This is a genomic window from Paenibacillus puerhi, assembly GCF_009846885.1.
In the GTDB taxonomy this organism is placed as follows: domain Bacteria; phylum Bacillota; class Bacilli; order Paenibacillales; family NBRC-103111; genus Paenibacillus_G; species Paenibacillus_G puerhi.
This window is the reverse complement of the sequence record NZ_WUWM01000022.1, coordinates 58,905-76,685: the sequence shown is the minus strand read 5'-3', so window position 1 is coordinate 76,685 and position 17,781 is coordinate 58,905. Positions and strand designations below refer to the sequence as shown.

The following is a 17,781-nucleotide window of genomic DNA, read 5'->3' as shown; positions in this document are numbered from 1 at the left end:
TTGTGATTACAGGCCCTTGCCTCTGAGCCAGGCCTGAATTTCGCTTTCTGTCGGATCTACCGGATCCGGTGTCAGCCCCGGGATATATTGACAGGCCTCGTATAAAGCCGGTATGACGTTGGCATGGATGCCTACAGAATGATGAACATACGGGCCTTTCACCAGCTTCTCTTCCCACAGCGGCCAATCGTTCACTTCCACCCACACGTAGGAGCCGCGGGTATATGGCCCGGGGATGCCTTTGGCCCGGCCCAGGAACAACTGATAGTCCCCATGATCCCCGTCGAAACGGGCCAGTGTCATGCTCCCGCCCCGGATCTCGCCCTCATGCGTACCCGGGGAGTGGTCGTCGAACAAGAAATGCTTGCGCAGCTTCGGCTTGTTCTCTATCGTCAGCGACACCGGAAAGTTGCCGCAGTGGAACAGCAATTCGCCATTGGCATTCTCGGGATGGCGCACCGTCAAGTCTGCGAAGAAGGTCGGCGCCTGATTCATCGCAGCCGCCTGCACCATCACGGAGGTGATCGCGCCGTGAATATCCGTCTCGCACGTAACCGGGATCTGCTCGTCGGTCAGGATCGCGTTCGCGAGACAGGGCATGATCCCCATAGCGTCCTGCAGCGACGACCAGCACTGAATGGCGATCGCCGAGCTGCCGGTCTGCAGCGCATACTGCTTCATCGCTACCTTAAGGGAGGCGATGCGACGGACGTCAGCTTCCGTCACCTCGGACCAATCCAGCTTGGCCTTGATGTAATCGATCGCTTCGGCCAGCTCCGAGGAGCTGCCCTTCTCGATCCTTGCGGAAGCGCGCTGAATATCCACGAGCGTGATCGGGTGGACCTCGATGCCGAAGCGTTCGAGCAGTTCCCCTTCATTGCATATCATCGTCCAGAACGACGCGGGGCGCGGCCCGATCTGCAGAATGCGAAGTCCGCGGAACTGACGGACGACATTCGCCGCCGCGATGAAATTGGTAAACCCTCTTTCGAATACCGGATCATTCACCCGGGTATTCGTAACATAAGTGAACGGCACGTTGAACCGGCGCAGCACCTTGCCTGTAGCGAACAACCCGCACTGGGTATCGCGGAGGCGCATGCCGTCCTCAAGGGGAGCCTCATCCCGCGGTCCCCACAGCAGCACCGGCTTCCCTAATGCCTTGCCCACCCGGGCTACGGTATCCTCCGTTCCGAAATTACAGTGCGGGAAGAAAACCGCATCCACCTTCTCCTGCCTGAACCGGTCAATGATCAGATCGGCATTGATATTGTCGTCATACAGCAATCCTTCGGAGTTGATCCCCTCCAGATCCACGATCTCAATATCTGGGCCGAAGCTTTCGATCTTCTCCTTGATCAGGACCTTGTACTTAAAGGCATCCTCTGCGCTGAATACAAAGCGGCGTGTAGGCGCGTAGCCAAGCTTTAATTTTTTCATTCAACAACCCTCCGCATGAATTTTAGTTAAACTAAAATAAACTAAACTTTAATAAACTATAAATAATATAATCATATGTAATCGGCGTTAAATCCATGTTAACACGGTAAATTTAGCTCGTCAACGGATTGTTAAGCTATTTTTTAGTTATTTTCAGCTAAAATTGTAGGTCGATTCATTCCTTATCTTGCATTAACTTCTTTAAAGTTATAAACTAAACTCACTAAACATAAGAAAATCGAAGATGGAGGACCCTCCGCCTATGAAGATGGAAGATATTGCAAGACTTGCGGGCGTATCGAAGGCAGCGGTCTCGCTCGCCTTAAACGGCAAGCCCGGGATCAGCAGCGAGACTCGAGAGCGTATCCTGCAGCTCTCCAAGGAGAGCGGTTATTTACCGAAGACGAAAATGCCTGCTCCCGATAGCCCGTTGAAATCTTTATCGTTTCTCGTGTTCACGAATTCGGGGATTGTGCTTGAGGAGTATTACCAGCAGCCTTTTTTTCGAGAGCTTATTCATGATATCGAGGACCGCTGCCGGACCAAGGGCTATGCTCTGCGTTTCACCACGGTCGACATGGGCTTCTATGACCGGGATATCCGCGCGGCGGCCGAGGACAAGCGAAGCGAAGGCGTCATCGTGCTTGGCACCAATCTGGGGCAAGACGAGATCAGAGATATCGCGGGAAAAATCGGTCCGCATCTGGTCGTGCTGGACACGTGCTTCGAAACGCTGCCCGTTCATTTTGTGGGCATCAACAACTATATGGGGGCTTATCAAGCGGGGCGCCATATTTGCCAGCTCGGACACCGGGAGATCGGCTATATTGCTTCAAATGTGCGCATTCATAATTTCGATGAGCGCAAGGAAGGCTTCTCGGCCGCTCTGCTCGCAAGCGGATTGGAGGTTGCAGAGCCGCTATGCTTCTCGGCCGCTCCAACCATGCTCTCTTCCCGGGACGAGCTGAAGGCTCAGTTTGAAGCCCTTCTAAGTGAAGGCAGACGTCTGCCCACCGCTATTTTCTGCGAGTGCGATTACATCGCTATCAGCGCTGTGAAGACGCTGACCGAGCTTGGCATCAGCGTTCCGGAGCAGGTCACCGTCGTCGGCTTCGATAATATTTCGGAATCACGTATCGTCTCGCCAGAGCTGACCACCGTCCATGTCGAGAAAAAAAGAATGGCGCAGCTCGCCGTCGATCTTCTGGTGGAGTCCATGGAGTCAGGGGAACTGGCCAAAACCAAAATTCGGGTGGACACCCGATTCATCGAGCGGATGTCCTCGGGCTCCCCTGCTGAATAAGAAGCAGGGACCCGTTCCCGCAACCAACAAAAAAAGCCGCGCCAGCTCTGTTCGTACAGAGTGACGCGGCTTTCGCTATTGCAGCCGCAGCCCGTTTTGGATGAACGGCTCCGGCCTATTATATTTATTTAAACACCTTGAGACGCTCTTCCACCGGCTTGAATTCTTTATCTCCAGGCGCAGCCGTTGGCTTGCCGAACACAAGCTGAGCGACCAGAGACCAGTTCTCGGGAAGCTTCCACTCGGATTTGACTTGCTCGTCAATCAGCGGGTTGTAGTGCTGCAGGTTCGCTCCGAGGCCTTCCGCCTCAAGCGCCGTCCAGATGACAAACTGATGCATAGCGCTGGTGTGCTGGGACCATACAGGGAAGCGGTCCTGATAAGCTGCGAAAGCCGCCTGCAGCCCCTGGATTACGGACTCATCCTCGAAGAACAGCACAGTACCGTAAGCGCCGCGGAAACCGTCCATTTTTTGCTGAGTGGACTCGAATTGGTCGGCAGGCACGATCGCCTTGAGCGTAGAGGTCGTGATATCCCACAGCTTGTTATGCTGTTCGCCGAGAAGCAGGACAAGACGCGTGCTTTGCGAGTTGAACGCCGACGGAGTATGCTTGACCGCTTCCGCTACGATTTCCTGAATTCTTTCATCGGAGATCGTAGATTCCTTACCCAGTGTATACACGCTGCGTCTGCCTTTAACCGCTGTCCAGAAATCAGTAGCCATGTTTGTATTCCTCCATTTTGGTAGATTGTGCTTCCGAAACCATTATAGCCAAGTCGCTATAAAAAATAAAGTAAAATATTTTTTAAAACCTACTAACTAAATCAGAAGAACGACATAAGCCCTCTCAACCTAAGCCTGCCGGCTAACGCTTGGGGATCATGGGTCACCTCCGAACAAGACCAAAGTCCAGCCTTCAACTCAACCATTGACCGTTATGGTATTCCCATATATTAGCTACACTATGTAAAGTGAATTGAAACACCGAAACGGTTATGAGGAGCAATGAATATGGAATGGATCACCGCACTTTCCGAGCAGTATGGATACTTGATCTTGTTTATGGGCTTGTTCGCCGAATCGCTTGCCCTTCCCTTCCCCGGTGAGCTCGCGATGGCGGTTTTCGGACATTTGGCCGCCTCTGGCCGTCTCTCCCTGCCGCTGGTCATGCTTTACTCGTATGGAGGCGCGCTTGCCGGAACGGTGCTTACGTATTTCCTGGGCTACAGACTCGGAACGCCTTTCTTCGAAAGATACGGCAGGTTCTTCCTGCTCAATGCGGAGCGGATCGTCAAAATCTCGAATTGGTTTGCCAAATATGGCGATAAGCTGATCCTGGTCAGCTACTTTGTACCGGGTCTGCGGCATTTTACCGGCTATGTGTCGGGAATGCTGAGGGTTCGCTTGACCACGCTTCTTCTCTATAACGGCTTGGGAGGCGCCCTCTGGGTCACTCTCTATGTGATGATCGGCAAGCTGTTCGGCCACCGGATCGCCGAGCTGCTCCATACGATATCCCAATATTCCGCCTTGGCTATCACATTACTTGCGGTTATAGGTACCGCCGCGGTCATGATCAAGCACAAAAAAGCAGCCATCACCAAATGGTTAGGCCGCCATCTGTAAAGCCGAATTCCTTGGTACGTTTGCAAAAAAGTTGATTTTCCCTTAAGATGGGAACTGATGTTCCAGTCTGTTCCGGGAGGTATCGACAGCTTTGCTTCAACCGACACATGGAGCTGCAGGCGTACTTGCAGCCGAACTCGTACTTTTGCAATATAATGTCTCTTTATTGTCCTGGGAAGCCGCCGCCGGCGTTCTGATCGGCTGCGTGGCCGGCCCATTGGCCGATATCGACAAGCAGGGCTCCATCATGGCGAAAATCTTTTTTCCCGTATCCGCCCTGCTTCGTCTGTTGAAAATCAAGCACCGCACCTTCACGCATTCGCTGGCTTTCCTGCTTGTGCTCGGGGTGCTCGCTATTCCCATGCCCCCGCTTTATTACTGGATTTTCCTGGCTGCCTACGCCTCCCATCCGTTGATCGATCTTTTCAACGAACAAGGCGTGCGACTGCTCTGGCCATTGAAGCTCAAGATCCGGCTTCTCCCCCGCATGATCGCGGTAGACACCGGCTCGACCGCTGAAATGATATTCCGCTGGCTGCTCATAGCAGCATGTGTCTGGCTGCTGCTGCTGGATGCGGGATTTGCTGCCTTCACCTTCTAAGATGGACAGTTCCTGCCAGCAGGGCACATACCGCAAACCCTCCCGCGAAGCCTCCGGCATGCGCATACAGATCGACATGAGGGATAATGACGGAATACACTAGACCAACGATGACAATCGTCCTGACCGTTTGCTTCGTCTGATAGTCGATCAGATCCTTGCGGAAGATCGAGAGGAACAAGTAAGCGGCATATACGCCGTAGATCGCCCCGGATGCGCCGGCTCCGATATACGGGCCGGTCTGCAGCCAGGCGCTGACGACATTGCCTGCAATACCGCTCAGCACATAGAGCGATACATATCTCCAGGAGCCAAGCAATCGTTCCAGCGGCGCGGCGAATACATACATCGCGAAGCTGTTGAACAGCAGATGGTCAAAGCCGATATGCAGAAATATGGCCGTGACGTACCGCCACAGCTCCGGCTGCAGGCCCGGAGCCCCGTACATGGCGCCGAACCCCAGCAGCGTCGCGTTATCGCGCGAAGACCCGTACCCTTCCATCGCCAGCCATACGATCAATTGAATGACGATCAGGGACGAAGTGACCGGATACAGCTTGACGTATTGCTTCAGACTCTCTCGCCTGACGAACATTTCATCCCTCCTTTTGCCTCGGTTTTATAACTCCATTATAACGTCCATACATGCCCAATATCTATGCCACTCCTACGGATGCTGCCCCAAGGGCTCATCCCTCCTCTTCCTTCCGCTGCCGACAACGTGAAGAGCGCGGCATCGTCTTCATCTTTTCCGAGTGAATGTTTACGGAATGAACAGGTTACATTAATATTCGTTATTCTCAAGAGCCAAACGGGCTTTATAACGATATTTTGTTTCCACTCAACTTAAAGAAGGTGAACATGAATGCCCCAAACCGATATAAATGGATACAGCATGCATTACATTGATCACGGGAAAGGAACAGCGATCCTATTCATCCATCCTCCGGTGCTGACAAGCCTGAATTTTCAATATCAGATCCAGAAATTGTCGGAGAATTTTCGAACGGTCGCTTTTGATATCCGGGGCCACGGTCGAAGCGAGCCTTCCGGGGAAGAAATCACTTATCCGTTACTAGTCGAAGATATGAAACAGTTGATGGATCAGTTGAAGATCGAAAAAGCTTTTTTTATCGGTTACTCAACTGGCGGCTCGGTTGTGCTCGAGTTTCTTTTGACATACCCCGATCGGGCGCTGGGCGGTATTGTCATCGGCGGGATGTCGGAGGTTAGCGACAAGAGGTTGAGAAACAAAATATCGATTGGCCGCATCTTCTCCCAAATGGGCGCGGTCGGTACCCTTGCGCTCTCCGTTGCCTGGTCGCAAGCCAACAGGAAGATGTCCTTGTTTCGGAAATTGTTTAACGATGCCAAAAAAGGGAACGCCAAAAACGTTGAGCAATACTATCACTATAGCTTGCATTATAACTGCACGGCAAAGCTGGGTAATATATACCATCCCGTCTTACTGGTTTATGGGGAGAAGGATACGCTTTTTCATCCATACGCCAATCTGCTGCATCAACGATTGCCTATGAGCGAGCTGGTTTTCATCAAAAACACCAAGCATCAAATACCTACAAAAGCAGCAGGTAAGTTGAATAAACTGATCAACCAATTTATTCGCTCAAGGCACTCAACGGAATGAACTCCGTTCGGCACCTGGGCGTTTTTTTGTATTTTCGGTGATACCACTTGATTTCGATGGATTTATCCCCTATTGGGCACTATAATGAATAATGTCGTTTTTTATCGAATTATGTAGATTTTAAGGGAGAGACATCCTATGCAGCGCGTACCTTTTAGTAACACTTTGACCATCGGACTCATGCTATTCGCCCTGTTCTTCGGAGCGGGAAATCTCGTATTCCCGGCGATGATGGGCCAAAACGCTGGCGATCAGTATTGGCTAGCCAATCTAGGCTTTCTGACCACAGGGGTCGGCTTGCCCTTGCTTGGAACGTTGGCGCTCGGATTTTCCGGTTCGAAGGATTTGCTTACCTTGATTAACCGCGTGCATCCTTGGTTCGCCTTCGGCTACACCACTTTGCTTTACTTAACGATCGGGCCGTTGTTTGCGATGCCGAGAACCGGCAGCGTTTCATATGAAATCGGTATAAAGCCCTTTGTCCAAATGGAGCATGATCCGCTAGGATTGGCAGTCTTTACCGTACTATTTTTCGGGGTGACCCTGCTCCTATCGATTAACCCGGCGAGAATGGTTGATATTGTAGGAAAAATACTGACCCCCATCTTGATCGCCTGTATCGCCTTGTTGGCCATAGCATCCATTATGGCACCCCTAGGCGAGCCTCAAGCGCCGGATGCCGGTTATGCCTCCCAAGGCTTCTTTACCGGATTTCAAGAGGGATATTTGACTATGGATGCGCTCGCAGCTTTCGTCTTCGGCATTATCGTCATAGACGCTATTCGAGCGAAAGGGGTCACTGAACGTAAGAGCATTCTGACCGTCTGCTTCCAGGCGGCCATGATTGCCGCGGCGGCGCTTGCCATTATTTACACCTCCTTGACTTATATCGGAGCAAGCAGCGTATCCGCCTTCGGTACTCTGGGCAATGGCGGCGAGGTGCTGAACTTGGTGGCCAGCCATTATTTCGGTACGCTCGGCGGATTGGTACTCGGCATCATCGTGCTGCTGGCCTGTCTGACTACTAACATCGGCCTGACCACCGCCTGCAGCAGCTATTTTCACAAGATCATTCCCGGCATCTCGTATAAAAGGTTCTGCATCGTCTTGAGTGTGGTCAGCGCCCTGCTGGCCAATATTGGCCTAGAGCAATTAATCCGCTTTTCCGTGCCTGTTCTGACGATCTTATATCCGCTTGCTATCATGCTTATCTTTCTGACATTCTTTCATGATGTATTCAAAGGCAAGCGCAACGTATACGGAGTTAGCCTGCTGTTGACGTTTCTCTTCAGCCTGGTCGACGGCCTGGAGGATACGCCGCTGCGTATCGAACAGCTCGACCGCTGGTTTAACCAGTACTTACCTTTGTATTCTATCGGACTGGGCTGGCTGATTCCCGCCTGCGCGGGAGTGCTGATTGGGCTTCTGCTGCCGGAGCGACAGAAGGGACGACACTAGAATTTTGAAAATTTGCTGGACGCACAGAAATTTACTGGACCATTGACAGGTATTAACTGGAAACGATATACTTCATCCATGAGTGATACCGCGAAGGAAAACCTATCGCCTCTTTGCAGGCAATAGGTTTTTTATTTTTCTTTTGAGCCTATTACTTCGATATCCATGCTATCAAGCCCTTTATGGAGAACAATGGATTTGAAACCATTGATTTGATTGGTTCTTCTAGTGTCGGCGGGTTGATAAGTAAGGAACAAAGGCTGTCATGGGAAGAAAAAGGTGAGTCGCAGATGCTGATGAGCTTACTTATTGAACTCGCTAAGGACCCTTCTGTCTTGGGGATCTCATCTCATTTGTTGTATATCGGCAGAAGGAAATAATCGAAAACTGCTGCTTTTATTTATGTTAAACGGCCGTTGTAACAAATCGCCCATGAAATCGATCGAAAAAACCTATGATGTTGCAGTTATTGGCGGCGGGCTTTCCGGACTGACAGCATCTATCTATCTGGCCAAAGCAGGTCTCTATCCGTTCTTTATAGTAGAAAAGATGAATCAGCTTGGAGGGCGGGCCATGACGGTGAAGAAAAAGGGAGCTTCACTGAATATGGGCGTGCATGCGTTTTATCTAGACGGTGAAGGCGAAGCTGGATGAAAGAGCTTGCGTGGAACTGAAGGAAAGCCATCCGCCGGCATCCGCAACTTTACGTGCGATATTCTGGAAATCAACAGATATCCCGGCATTGTTATTAAGGTAGTGGATTATATATTTGCTGACAAGCTGCTGCATTTTAATCGAATTGGACATGTGGAGGGCTGAGTGTCGCTTATTAGGAAAAAGTAAATCGAAGCCACATTTCCTTTGCCGTTTTATCTAAACCATAGCCACGCACAACGATTTCCTCACGTTGTGTACCTTGATCGAAGTGAAAGGAATCGATAAAAACATGAAAGCACCATCCGAACAACTCATTGAAATGCTTGGCCATCCATACAGTCCCAAGTGTGTTCAATCTTTGCTGCAATCATTCGGCGTCCAACGAATGCCAAAGCCGAACAGCTATTTCAACGACGATATCATCTGGTCTGTGAAATCATCGATACGCATCGATATTTATCGCCCACCAAAAATAAACGATCTGACTGGACTCAAATATACAAATCAAGAGGAATGGATCATTGGCGCCATACATTTTCTTGCGCCCGGGTCGGATGACAGAATTAGAGCTCCGTTTCCCGGATACCTTCCCAAGGGAATCACGATGAGCTCAACACCAGATGAGTCGATAAAGGTATATGGTCAACCTGAATTGGATGAAGAAAGTGAGTGGCCTGGATTTATTGGTCGAATTTTGACATGGCGCAAGCCGGGCATAAATATCGCAATTGAATATGAGTACAGTGAGAGCGATAGCGTGATGATAAGCTACACGGCCTGTTTAATTGGTTGCATAGGCGCTTGGCGAAACGATAGTACGGAGGTTTTCGCTCCCTGATTGGCAGGTTCCCTCACACATCTGTATGGAAAAGTTTTAACCAATAATCAAGCCATGTGGAGTGCTGTTCACTGTTGATCAGGAAAGACTAAAAGTACGGCCTTACTTTCAGCCCCTTTTCGGCTTCTATTGTCGTCGATGGTCGGACTATGCCTTATACACCTCTATACGCTACGCCATCAATCATCATAAGGCAATCGGAGTCAATAAACTCGGTTGTCGTTGTCATTCTAGCTGGAAAAGTATCTTTAGCAAAGTAATCTGAAAACACCTTCTCCATTTCGGGTAAGTCCTGAATATTTTTCAGGTAAACGTGTACCTTTACAATCCTTTCCAATGAAACATCACATTTTTGAAGAGTTTCTTTTAATCCTGAGAAGGCACTATGTATTTGTTCAGTAAAAGTTTCACCAAACCCACGCTGAAGCCCAAGGAATATATATTCCCCTGCTATGACTGCTTGGGAATAGCTATAATTGGTAGGGATCCTCTCTAACATTTGGTATTCTCCTTTCATGATTATGTTCTATTACCTCTCAAACTATAGATCATATGTTCCTATTTGTAAATATCCCCAAAACGGATGTGAGCAGGCACCGGCTATAAAAGCCAAACGCCCGCTCATTCTTTCTCCACTTCTATCTCACATGGAACGTATTGACTACTGCATGATCCTGGCTCGGGTAATTTGGATTGCTTTATTTTTCAGATCTCCAATTTCGCTGATCATGGAGGAGAGCTTGTCTGAATAATGACTCTTCAACTCCAGGTCCTGTAACGAGGCAAGATTGATTTCTATCGTCAGCAATGCAGATTGTGCGGCAGCTTCAAACAATATAGCTCCGATACCTAGATCGGAGATCACGTTTTTATTCGATGATTCTGCTAGGCTGTGGGTACAGGCCATTCCCGTCCTGCAAACCTCAATAAGGCGAAGAGGAACCACGATAGCCTGGATAGTTGCTTCGTGTATGGCTCGTTTACGCAGGAGCTTTTCTTCATCCGTACTCTTTGGAAGCTTGAACGCATCCATGTACTGGCTGAACGAAGTGATGTCAGCATGAAGCAGCTCCTCACATTCTGCGGTTAAGCCGCTCATCTTCTCGATTACTTCTGCGATCTGTGAATGGATATGGGCGAACTTCTCTCCTTGGGAAAGGTTGCTGACCATTGAGGTCATGGAAGCCCCAAGTGCAGCGACAAGAGCAGCTACGCTCCCTCCGCCGGGTGTAGGATTAGAACTACCTGCTTGTTGTAGAAAGCTGCGGATCGAATCATCCCATGTAATTGTACTCATCATGATCCATGTAACTCCTCTGACTGAAGGTCTATGGCTTTCAATAGATTCTCGAATAGGATAGCCGTAGTTAAGGTTCCAACTCCGCCTGGAACAGGGGATACGGCTGCTACATGAGAGCTGACTTCGGCAGATACATCGCCAACTATTTTCCCGCCCGCCACCTCATTTATTCCTGCATCAATGACGATCAGGTCGGAATGAACAAAATCCTGAGTAACCATATGAGGACGACCAACAGCGACAAATGCTATCTCAGCATGCCCAATATGCGAAGCGATGTCCGGTGTCCGGGAATGACATACCGTAACGGTCGCATTTTCCCGTTGAAGCATATGAAAAAGCGGCAACCCGACTGTTTGACCTCTTCCCACCAAGGTCACGTTCCTGCCTTCAAGCGTATAGCCATAATGCTTGAGAAGCTTTATGCAGGCTTGGGGGGTGGCCGGGTATAAACCTGCATCACCTGTAACCGTAGCAAGTTTATTACTAGGCGTGATTCCGTCTACATCCTTCAGGGGTGAAATAGCCTTTTCAATAGTGCTTGTCGAGAGGTGCTTCGGCAAGGGGAGCTCCAGCATAATGCCATGGACAGAAGGATCATGATTCAACCGAGTAATCAGTTGAAGTATTTCTTCTTCCGTTACGTCTGCCTGGAACGAATGAAGATAAAACGATACCCCAAGCTTTTCAGCGATTTTTTGTTTGGCTTGAGCGTAATACGCGGATGCGGGGTCTCCACCTACCCATATCGTCGCCATGTGAGGTTGAATCCCTTTCTGATTCAATTTCTTTACTTTCGTTCGGACCGCATCGTATACCTGATTTGCTGCTTCTTTGGCTTTCATGAGCATGGCCATTCCGATTACCTCCGTCGTGTAGTTTGTCATAGACGAAAAAAAGCATCTACGACGGCTCGTCAAACACGAGTCAATCGCAGATACTTTTCCCCAGGCGAACGGTACGTTCCAACCGTATGCTTCCTCGTGGTTAATTCCACTTTCTTCGCCAGTCACATACAGTGATATTTCCCTTATATTATCAAATAATCGATTGAAATGAAACAGTCAAATGATCAAGCCGAGTTCGCAGGTTTTCTTCACGATTCTTTCCGCACCCTGTACCAGTACTTATAAATCTCCGAGTAACCGAGCTTGGAATAAAGCCGCAACGCGGGTTCATTATCGGCTACAACTGCTAAATAACTGTATTTCGCTCCGTTTTCTTTCCCCCATCTTAGCAGATGCAAGATCATCTGTTCTCCGAAGCCTTGATTTCTAAACTGACTATCCGTCACAATATCGTATAGCCCTATGTATTCTCTTTCTATAACTCCGAGACCGCAAGCAACAGGTTGCTCTTCGTTATAAAGCGTAATAAACCCTTTCTTGGTTTTGATATTAGCCAGCATTCGTTCCATAACATGCTTATACTTGTAGTTAACATGATTGAGCTTGCAGAAGACTTCTATCCATTTAGCATCTAGTTTTTCATTTATTTGAACAGAATGGAGTCTTGGCTCGTTCAGGTTAGCTAGCTCCAAGGTTTGGACGTTTGTTGGATCAATCAACGAATAGCCTTTCTCCTCTAATACCGCATCCAAATGAGCGGGTTGAACAAATGGAGTGATTTTGTATACGGTAGGTAATTGATTGGCGGAATAGAGCTTCTCGCATTCTTCGATCTTAGAGTTCAATTCAAAGGTCGAATCATGAATCGGATGAATGGAATTCGCACGTTTGGTATAGCCTTCCGCAAAGCGCAGCACCCATCCGTCGTAAAACAAAGTGGATAAGGCCTGCCAGTGGTTCATAGATAATTCTTCGATGAATTTATTATTCATAGGTATCCCCCTCTTGGTATCGAATAATAATACGATAAAACGTATAATTATTCAAATCAAAAAGCAGGAGAACGGATCACTCATCCAGAAACAATAGTCATAAAGATATTCCATGGATCAGGTGAACGAATGCCAATAAATAAAAAGAAACCTCCACGCTTCAGCCCGATTCTCCATGCCAGGAGCGAGAACTATTTCTGGAAGGGGAAAGGCGCGTTATCCATTAAAACGTTTAAAAATGGACGGGCATACTATCAAGCCGGTCACGGTCACTTTGCTGTCGATGAAGGAAACTATCTCTTGCTCAACCACAGACAGGAATACTCGATAACCATTGAATCGGAGGTGCCTGTTGAATCCTTCTGTATCTTTTTCCCGGAGAATATGGTTGAAGAAATCTATCGAAGCATGAGGACATCCGATGCGCAACTGTTAGATGACCCTGTCTCTCCTAAGCCGATATCCGTTGATTTTGTCGAGAGAACCTATAATGATAAATGGCTAGCGGCCACTTTAGGTCAGCTAAAGGCTGACTATACCAATAAATCTCTGGATCGAACAAGACTGGAGGAAAAGTTACATGAATTAGCCCAAGGGCTTCTCCAGGTTCATCGACAAGTGAATACAGAAATCATGAAGCTCCAGTCCCTAAGAGCCTCGACGCGCGAGGAACTGTATAAACGGATCCATATTGGCCATGATTTTATGTCGGCATACTCCGATCAGCCCATATCTTTAGCGGATGTAGCGAGAGCCGCATGTTTATCCCCCAACCACTTTCTTAGAAGCTATAAGCAATTGTTCGGCATGTCTCCTCATCAATTTTTAACGGAAAGAAGGCTTCAACAAGCCAAGAGGCTTCTTCTTCAAACCGATATGTCGGTGACCGATATTTGTCTGGAAGTGGGATTCCTGAGCCCTAGCACGTTTAGCGGCCTATTCTCCAAGCGTTTCTCCATAACCCCGTCGCAGTTTCGTCAAAAAAAGTGATTTTCAAGAAGCTTGTTTATCAACTTGCAGTTATCATTGAAAGTACATCCCGTATGCACATCACAACAAACAATCGAGTTGGAGGTTACTGGAATGGAGTCCACACCAAGCATGGAGGAAATATTTCAAGCGGTTCAGTCAGGCGAGGCTTCACAGCTGAAAGTCATTCTAGACGCTCACCCGCACCTGGTACAATCAGAAAACAGGGACGGGATGACAAGTTTGGGATATGCGGCACACTTGGGCAACAAGGAGGCCGTGCAAATCTTACTAGATAAGGGCGCACATGTTGATGCGGTATCGCATTCCAAGATCTCTTACATTCCTTCGAATACAGCCTTGCATGCGGCGATTGCGGGGGCGCGAAGCTTGGATGTGATCAAGCTGCTTTTGAGTCATAACGCGCAGGCAAACCTGTTCGACAGCAACGGACATACTTGTCTGCACACAGCTGCGTTCCATGACGATAACGTGGAAATAATCCGCCTGCTGATCGAACACGGAGCCGATGTTAACGCTAGAGTTGAGGGCGGAGATACCGCATGCTCACTTGCCGTCAAGCAAGGTAACCATAACGTAGCGGAACTTCTTCGCAAGCATGGAGCGCTGCCTATATAGTAGTATTGATAACAATATTAATGAAAGGGGCTATCCGCTGAAAATAAGCCAGCTTTCGAAAGAGACCGGTGTCAGTGCCCGATCCATCCGATTTTACGAAAAGAAAAAGCTGCTGACTGCAAAGCGTTTAGATAATGATTATCGGGAATTCGACGAGGTTGACGTCAAACGAATCAATACGATACAAATTTATCTAGATCTCGGTATGTCAACGAAGGAAATTCTTGAAATTTTGAAATGCCATGATAATTACGATGCTTACGCTAGCGATGAGTTCTGTGAGGAAATGCTCGGAGCCTATGAGGAAAAACATGCAGAGATCGTCCGTCAAATTGAAACGATGACTACTGTACAACGGAAACTGGAACAACGCATTGAACAAATGATAGTCCAGAGAACGATAATAAGCACGGCGATCGGTTAAACCGAGACCGGTTTACGGATAAGAAGCTCAACTACCCTTGAAAGTCCATCGGTACCGTAGCCTTCCGCGACACCGCGATTGATTAAATCGGCGTCATTAACTCAGTACTGATGCCCTCATCCCGTACATGGCACTTAGCAGCGCCAAGTCATAAAGAGGCGCCAAGCCGGGGTCTTTCCCAAGATAATTCGCGGCCCCGAGCCCCTTTAGCATCGGTTGGTAGGATTGGAAAACCTTTTCTGATCCGCTGTACAACGCAAGTGCGCCAGAGGTGCCAATCATTTGGGGAACAGCCATGATCCGCCGTCCAGATGTTCGGCCCCCCGATCTATCACCCAAGCGGCTGTTTGACGGGCTTGTGTCGGAGTCCCGTTTGTGAGGTTTACGATCGCCCGACCGGCCAATTTTTCGCCTGCCTCCTCAAGGATATCATGTACAGCCTCGTAATCCAGCACGCAGATCACCAAGATATGACTCGCTGCAATCTCAACGTTCACTGTGCTCGCGAGCCTTGCCCCCTAAGCTTTGCCTGGCGTGCGATTCCAGAGGTCGTCTGCTCCTTTCCTCGCCCTATCATCGCCGGGCCTTGATAGGAAAAACTCAATCTCTACGGGAGTATGGCGCACGATTTTTCTCATCAACTAGCTTTGATGGAGTAACATCATTCCCCTCAGAATCGACTACGGAAATAGCTAACATATTAGTTAGGAGTTGTCCACGAATCAGCTTCAAATAATTCTGCCGTAGCTTTACCTGCTCTGTTTTCTCGTTATCAGTTAGTCCTTCTTTGGCTTGTTTCCTGCTCAGTTCGTTTATTCTATCAAGAAAAGGAATCAAAGTGTTCATCTCCACTGTTGTTATTATACTTTTGCATACCTATTTTCTGGATAAGGAAGACCTAAATTACCTCTTAACGTACTTGATTCATATTCTCTTCGGAATATTCCTTTTTCCTGTAGGATAGGTACGACCAAATCAATAAAATCATCAATTCCCGAAGGATGTTCTTGTCTTAGGAGCAATAAGTCCATTGCACCCGTTTGATGCCAATGTTCAATCATATCAGCTACGGTTTCTGCAGATCCGAAAAATTGGGGCTTAGGAATATGATATCCTGCAGGTGATAACCTTTTTAACTCCTGGAACTTTTCATTTGCCTCAGTTTCTGTTCTTCCGACGAGGATGTGTTGAGTCGGCATAATCAACAGGTCTTCCGGGGCTCGTCCTCCAAGGACTACTCTTCTTCTTAGTTCCTCACTAAATTGCTTGGCGTAATTGTAATCATCCCCATTTATGAGTACACCTTCAGCATGATTGGATGCGATATTCATAAACGTTTCAGATGTACCCGCATGAAAGATGACGGGTCTTCCTTGTGGAGAACGACTAATATTTAGTGGACCGTCTACAGAAAAATACTTTCCTCTATAGTTCAATGGGTGCATCTTTCTTGGATTGAAGAAGATACCACTCTCTTTATCACGTATAAAAGCATCGTCTTCATAAGAATCCCACAGGCCTTCCACAATTTCGATGAACTCTTTATTCAAAGGGTATAAATCATTTTTAGACAAATGCCTTCTGCTATAGTTAACCAACCCTCCAGGATTAGAAGTTATAGCATTCCATGCCGCTCGCCCGTTGCTAATTTTATCGAGAGAGGCCATCTGTCTAGCCACTGTAAATGGATCAGCGTAAGATGTCGCTATAGTTGCGGCAAGCCCAATGTGGCTGGTTGCCATACTTAGCGCTGAGAGTATCGTTACACCTTCAAACATACTTAGATAGTGTGGAATATTTCCGGGCCCTATATGGCTTACATCTGCTAAAAAAAACATATCGAACTTGCCTTCCTCAGCTCGTTGTGCCTTCTTGACATAAAAATCTACACTTTCGCTTGCGTTGGCAGGCATGTTAGGATGGCGCCATGCCGTATAACTCCAACCAACACCATCGACAATAACGCCGATCTTAAGTTGTTTTTTATTTTGCATCTTTCCACTCCTGTCTGTTAAGGCCAAACTCTCTAGCCAATAACTCCAGGGCTTTTAACCGTGCAGCCTGTTCAGGGTAAAAATCGGCGATCATAATTTCGTCAACCCTTGCTTCTTTTGCTTTTTCTCGCAGCCTTTTGGCCACATTTTCAATACTTCCGATGATAAAACGTTCACTGTTGTATTCCTTCGCTCTTACTTCGTCATGAGTATACGCATGGGATGCTGCTTCTTCTAAGGTGGGGAAAGAAATATCGGCTGATCCTGTAGCCATCCTTGCCCACATGAGTTCTAATGGACCGCTCAAGTACTTTGCCTTTTTGTCAGTCTCTGCAGTTATTACGGCGATAGTTAGTATACTTTTAGGCTCCTTTAAGTACGACGAAGGAACAAAGTTATCACGATAGGAGCGTAATATCGGTACTGCCAGTTTCGGAGCCAAATGTGCAGCAAATGCGAATCCAAGTCCTCTTTCAATTGCAAACTGTACGCCGCCTTGACTGGACCCCAGCATGTAAAGTTCGGGAACCAGGGTAGGATCTCCAGGCGGCTTAATTCTACGGTAAGGATGCTTTTCTGGAAAGTTTCGTGAAAAGAAGGAAAGTAAATCATTCAATTGAACAGAAAAATCATCTCGCGATACCTGCAAGGCAGTTGCCGTTAAGCCATCTGTCCCGGAAGCTCTGCCTAAGCCGAGATCTATTCTTCCAGGATGAAGCGCCTCCAGCAAGGTGAAGTTTTCTACTACTTTCAATGGACTATAATTGGGCAGCATAACTCCTCCAGAACCAACACGAATGTGCCGGCTCTGGGAGGCTGCATGCAAACTTAGCAAATCCGGAGAAGTGCTAATTTGACTCGTTGTATTGTGATGTTCAGTGAACAAATACCTGGTATATCCCAGTTGATCCGCCAATTTAACAACCTCAGTCGTATTTTTAAGGCTTTCCTTTGAATTGGAGTGTTTATATACATGGACGAAATCTAATACCGATAATTTTAGGTTTTGTTCATTCATAGTTGAATTCATTGGCAATACCCCT

General features: G+C 48.0%; 21 protein-coding genes and 1 riboswitch. Of the genes, 11 read left to right on the top strand and 10 right to left on the bottom strand.

Annotated features, from left to right (window positions below; genetic code table 11):
- Window positions 1–6: 6 nt before the first annotated feature.
- Window positions 7–1,440 (bottom strand): L-fucose/L-arabinose isomerase family protein, encoded by a 1,434-nt coding sequence (locus GSF01_RS19420; RefSeq protein WP_159886948.1) that lies wholly within the window; start codon window positions 1,438–1,440, stop codon window positions 7–9.
- A 262-nt stretch (window positions 1,441–1,702) separates the two neighbouring features.
- Between GSF01_RS19420 and GSF01_RS19415 the strand changes: the two genes are divergently transcribed.
- Window positions 1,703–2,743 (top strand): LacI family DNA-binding transcriptional regulator, encoded by a 1,041-nt coding sequence (locus GSF01_RS19415; RefSeq protein WP_159886947.1) that lies wholly within the window; start codon window positions 1,703–1,705, stop codon window positions 2,741–2,743.
- A gap of 124 nt (window positions 2,744–2,867) precedes the next feature.
- Here GSF01_RS19415 and GSF01_RS19410 read toward each other — a convergent pair whose 3' ends face one another.
- A complete protein-coding gene (locus GSF01_RS19410) occupies window positions 2,868–3,467 on the bottom strand; it encodes a nitroreductase family protein (RefSeq protein ID WP_159886946.1) in 600 nt (199 codons plus the stop codon).
- Between the two features lie 288 nt (window positions 3,468–3,755).
- Between GSF01_RS19410 and GSF01_RS19405 the strand changes: the two genes are divergently transcribed.
- Both GSF01_RS19405 and GSF01_RS19400 read left to right on the top strand, forming a co-directional pair.
- Complete coding sequence (locus tag GSF01_RS19405; RefSeq protein WP_159886945.1) at window positions 3,756–4,370, top strand: DedA family protein; 615 nt, start codon at window positions 3,756–3,758, stop codon at window positions 4,368–4,370.
- 91 nt (window positions 4,371–4,461) lie between these two features.
- Window positions 4,462–4,971, top strand: a complete 510-nt coding sequence (locus GSF01_RS19400) for a metal-dependent hydrolase (RefSeq protein ID WP_159886944.1) — start codon at window positions 4,462–4,464, stop codon at window positions 4,969–4,971.
- On the opposite strand, the gene GSF01_RS19395 is transcribed toward GSF01_RS19400, so the two are convergent.
- A complete protein-coding gene (locus GSF01_RS19395) occupies window positions 4,961–5,566 on the bottom strand; it encodes a rhomboid family intramembrane serine protease (RefSeq protein ID WP_159886943.1) in 606 nt (201 codons plus the stop codon). The two genes, GSF01_RS19400 and GSF01_RS19395, sit on opposite strands and share 11 nt — an antisense overlap.
- A 270-nt stretch (window positions 5,567–5,836) precedes the next feature.
- Here GSF01_RS19395 and GSF01_RS19390 point away from each other — a divergent pair, with 270 nt between their 5' ends.
- The 5 genes from GSF01_RS19390 (at window position 5,837) to GSF01_RS19370 (ending at window position 9,572) form a co-directional block, all read left to right on the top strand.
- Window positions 5,837–6,619: an alpha/beta fold hydrolase gene (locus GSF01_RS19390; RefSeq protein ID WP_159886942.1), complete on the top strand. Its 783-nt coding sequence runs from the start codon at window positions 5,837–5,839 to the stop codon at window positions 6,617–6,619.
- Window positions 6,620–6,757: 138 nt separating this feature from the next.
- Window positions 6,758–8,077: a branched-chain amino acid transport system II carrier protein gene (gene brnQ, locus GSF01_RS19385; protein WP_159886941.1), complete on the top strand. Its 1,320-nt coding sequence runs from the start codon at window positions 6,758–6,760 to the stop codon at window positions 8,075–8,077.
- A 432-nt stretch (window positions 8,078–8,509) separates the two neighbouring features.
- The gene (locus GSF01_RS19380) at window positions 8,510–8,731 is read left to right on the top strand and encodes an NAD(P)-binding protein (RefSeq protein ID WP_159886940.1); all 222 of its coding nucleotides are present in this window, start codon (window positions 8,510–8,512) and stop codon (window positions 8,729–8,731) included.
- A 6-nt stretch (window positions 8,732–8,737) separates the two neighbouring features.
- Window positions 8,738–8,896, top strand: coding sequence for a hypothetical protein (locus tag GSF01_RS19375; RefSeq protein ID WP_159886939.1), 159 nt, complete (start codon window positions 8,738–8,740; stop codon window positions 8,894–8,896).
- Window positions 8,897–9,023: 127 nt separating this feature from the next.
- Window positions 9,024–9,572, top strand: a complete 549-nt coding sequence (locus GSF01_RS19370; protein WP_159886938.1) for a hypothetical protein — start codon at window positions 9,024–9,026, stop codon at window positions 9,570–9,572.
- A 154-nt stretch (window positions 9,573–9,726) separates the two neighbouring features.
- Here GSF01_RS19370 and GSF01_RS19365 read toward each other — a convergent pair whose 3' ends face one another.
- The 4 genes from GSF01_RS19365 to GSF01_RS19350 all read right to left on the bottom strand — a co-directional run bounded on the left by GSF01_RS19365 (window position 9,727) and on the right by GSF01_RS19350 (window position 12,712).
- Window positions 9,727–10,071: a RidA family protein gene (locus GSF01_RS19365; RefSeq protein ID WP_159886937.1), complete on the bottom strand. Its 345-nt coding sequence runs from the start codon at window positions 10,069–10,071 to the stop codon at window positions 9,727–9,729.
- Between the two features lie 162 nt (window positions 10,072–10,233).
- Entirely contained in the window at window positions 10,234–10,869 is a 636-nt protein-coding gene (locus tag GSF01_RS19360) for a cyclodeaminase/cyclohydrolase family protein (RefSeq protein WP_159886988.1), read from the bottom strand.
- A complete protein-coding gene (locus GSF01_RS19355; RefSeq protein WP_159886936.1) occupies window positions 10,869–11,729 on the bottom strand; it encodes a bifunctional 5,10-methylenetetrahydrofolate dehydrogenase/5,10-methenyltetrahydrofolate cyclohydrolase in 861 nt (286 codons plus the stop codon). Before GSF01_RS19355 ends, GSF01_RS19360 begins: the two co-directional genes overlap by 1 nt.
- Window positions 11,730–11,810: 81 nt before the next feature.
- Window positions 11,811–11,895: riboswitch (ZMP/ZTP riboswitch) on the bottom strand.
- Window positions 11,896–11,968: 73 nt separating this feature from the next.
- Window positions 11,969–12,712: a GNAT family N-acetyltransferase gene (locus GSF01_RS19350; protein WP_159886935.1), complete on the bottom strand. Its 744-nt coding sequence runs from the start codon at window positions 12,710–12,712 to the stop codon at window positions 11,969–11,971.
- A gap of 129 nt (window positions 12,713–12,841) precedes the next feature.
- Here GSF01_RS19350 and GSF01_RS19345 point away from each other — a divergent pair, with 129 nt between their 5' ends.
- The 3 genes from GSF01_RS19345 (at window position 12,842) to GSF01_RS19335 (ending at window position 14,744) form a co-directional block, all read left to right on the top strand.
- Window positions 12,842–13,702, top strand: coding sequence for a helix-turn-helix domain-containing protein (locus GSF01_RS19345; RefSeq protein WP_159886934.1), 861 nt, complete (start codon window positions 12,842–12,844; stop codon window positions 13,700–13,702).
- A 93-nt stretch (window positions 13,703–13,795) separates the two neighbouring features.
- Entirely contained in the window at window positions 13,796–14,320 is a 525-nt protein-coding gene (locus GSF01_RS19340) for an ankyrin repeat domain-containing protein (RefSeq protein WP_159886933.1), read from the top strand.
- A complete protein-coding gene (locus tag GSF01_RS19335; protein WP_235941620.1) occupies window positions 14,301–14,744 on the top strand; it encodes a MerR family transcriptional regulator in 444 nt (147 codons plus the stop codon). The genes GSF01_RS19340 and GSF01_RS19335 overlap by 20 nt, the downstream gene beginning before the upstream one ends.
- A 600-nt stretch (window positions 14,745–15,344) precedes the next feature.
- On the opposite strand, the gene GSF01_RS19330 is transcribed toward GSF01_RS19335, so the two are convergent.
- The 3 genes from GSF01_RS19330 to GSF01_RS19320 are packed head-to-tail and all read right to left on the bottom strand — an operon-like array spanning window position 15,345 to window position 17,768.
- A complete protein-coding gene (locus GSF01_RS19330; RefSeq protein WP_159886932.1) occupies window positions 15,345–15,590 on the bottom strand; it encodes a DUF896 domain-containing protein in 246 nt (81 codons plus the stop codon).
- Between the two features lie 14 nt (window positions 15,591–15,604).
- On the bottom strand, window positions 15,605–16,738 hold the full coding sequence (locus GSF01_RS19325) for an NtaA/DmoA family FMN-dependent monooxygenase (protein WP_159886931.1): 1,134 nt from the start codon (window positions 16,736–16,738) through the stop codon (window positions 15,605–15,607).
- The gene (locus GSF01_RS19320; RefSeq protein ID WP_235941619.1) at window positions 16,728–17,768 is read right to left on the bottom strand and encodes an LLM class flavin-dependent oxidoreductase; all 1,041 of its coding nucleotides are present in this window, start codon (window positions 17,766–17,768) and stop codon (window positions 16,728–16,730) included. Before GSF01_RS19320 ends, GSF01_RS19325 begins: the two co-directional genes overlap by 11 nt.
- Window positions 17,769–17,781: the final 13 nt, after the last annotated feature.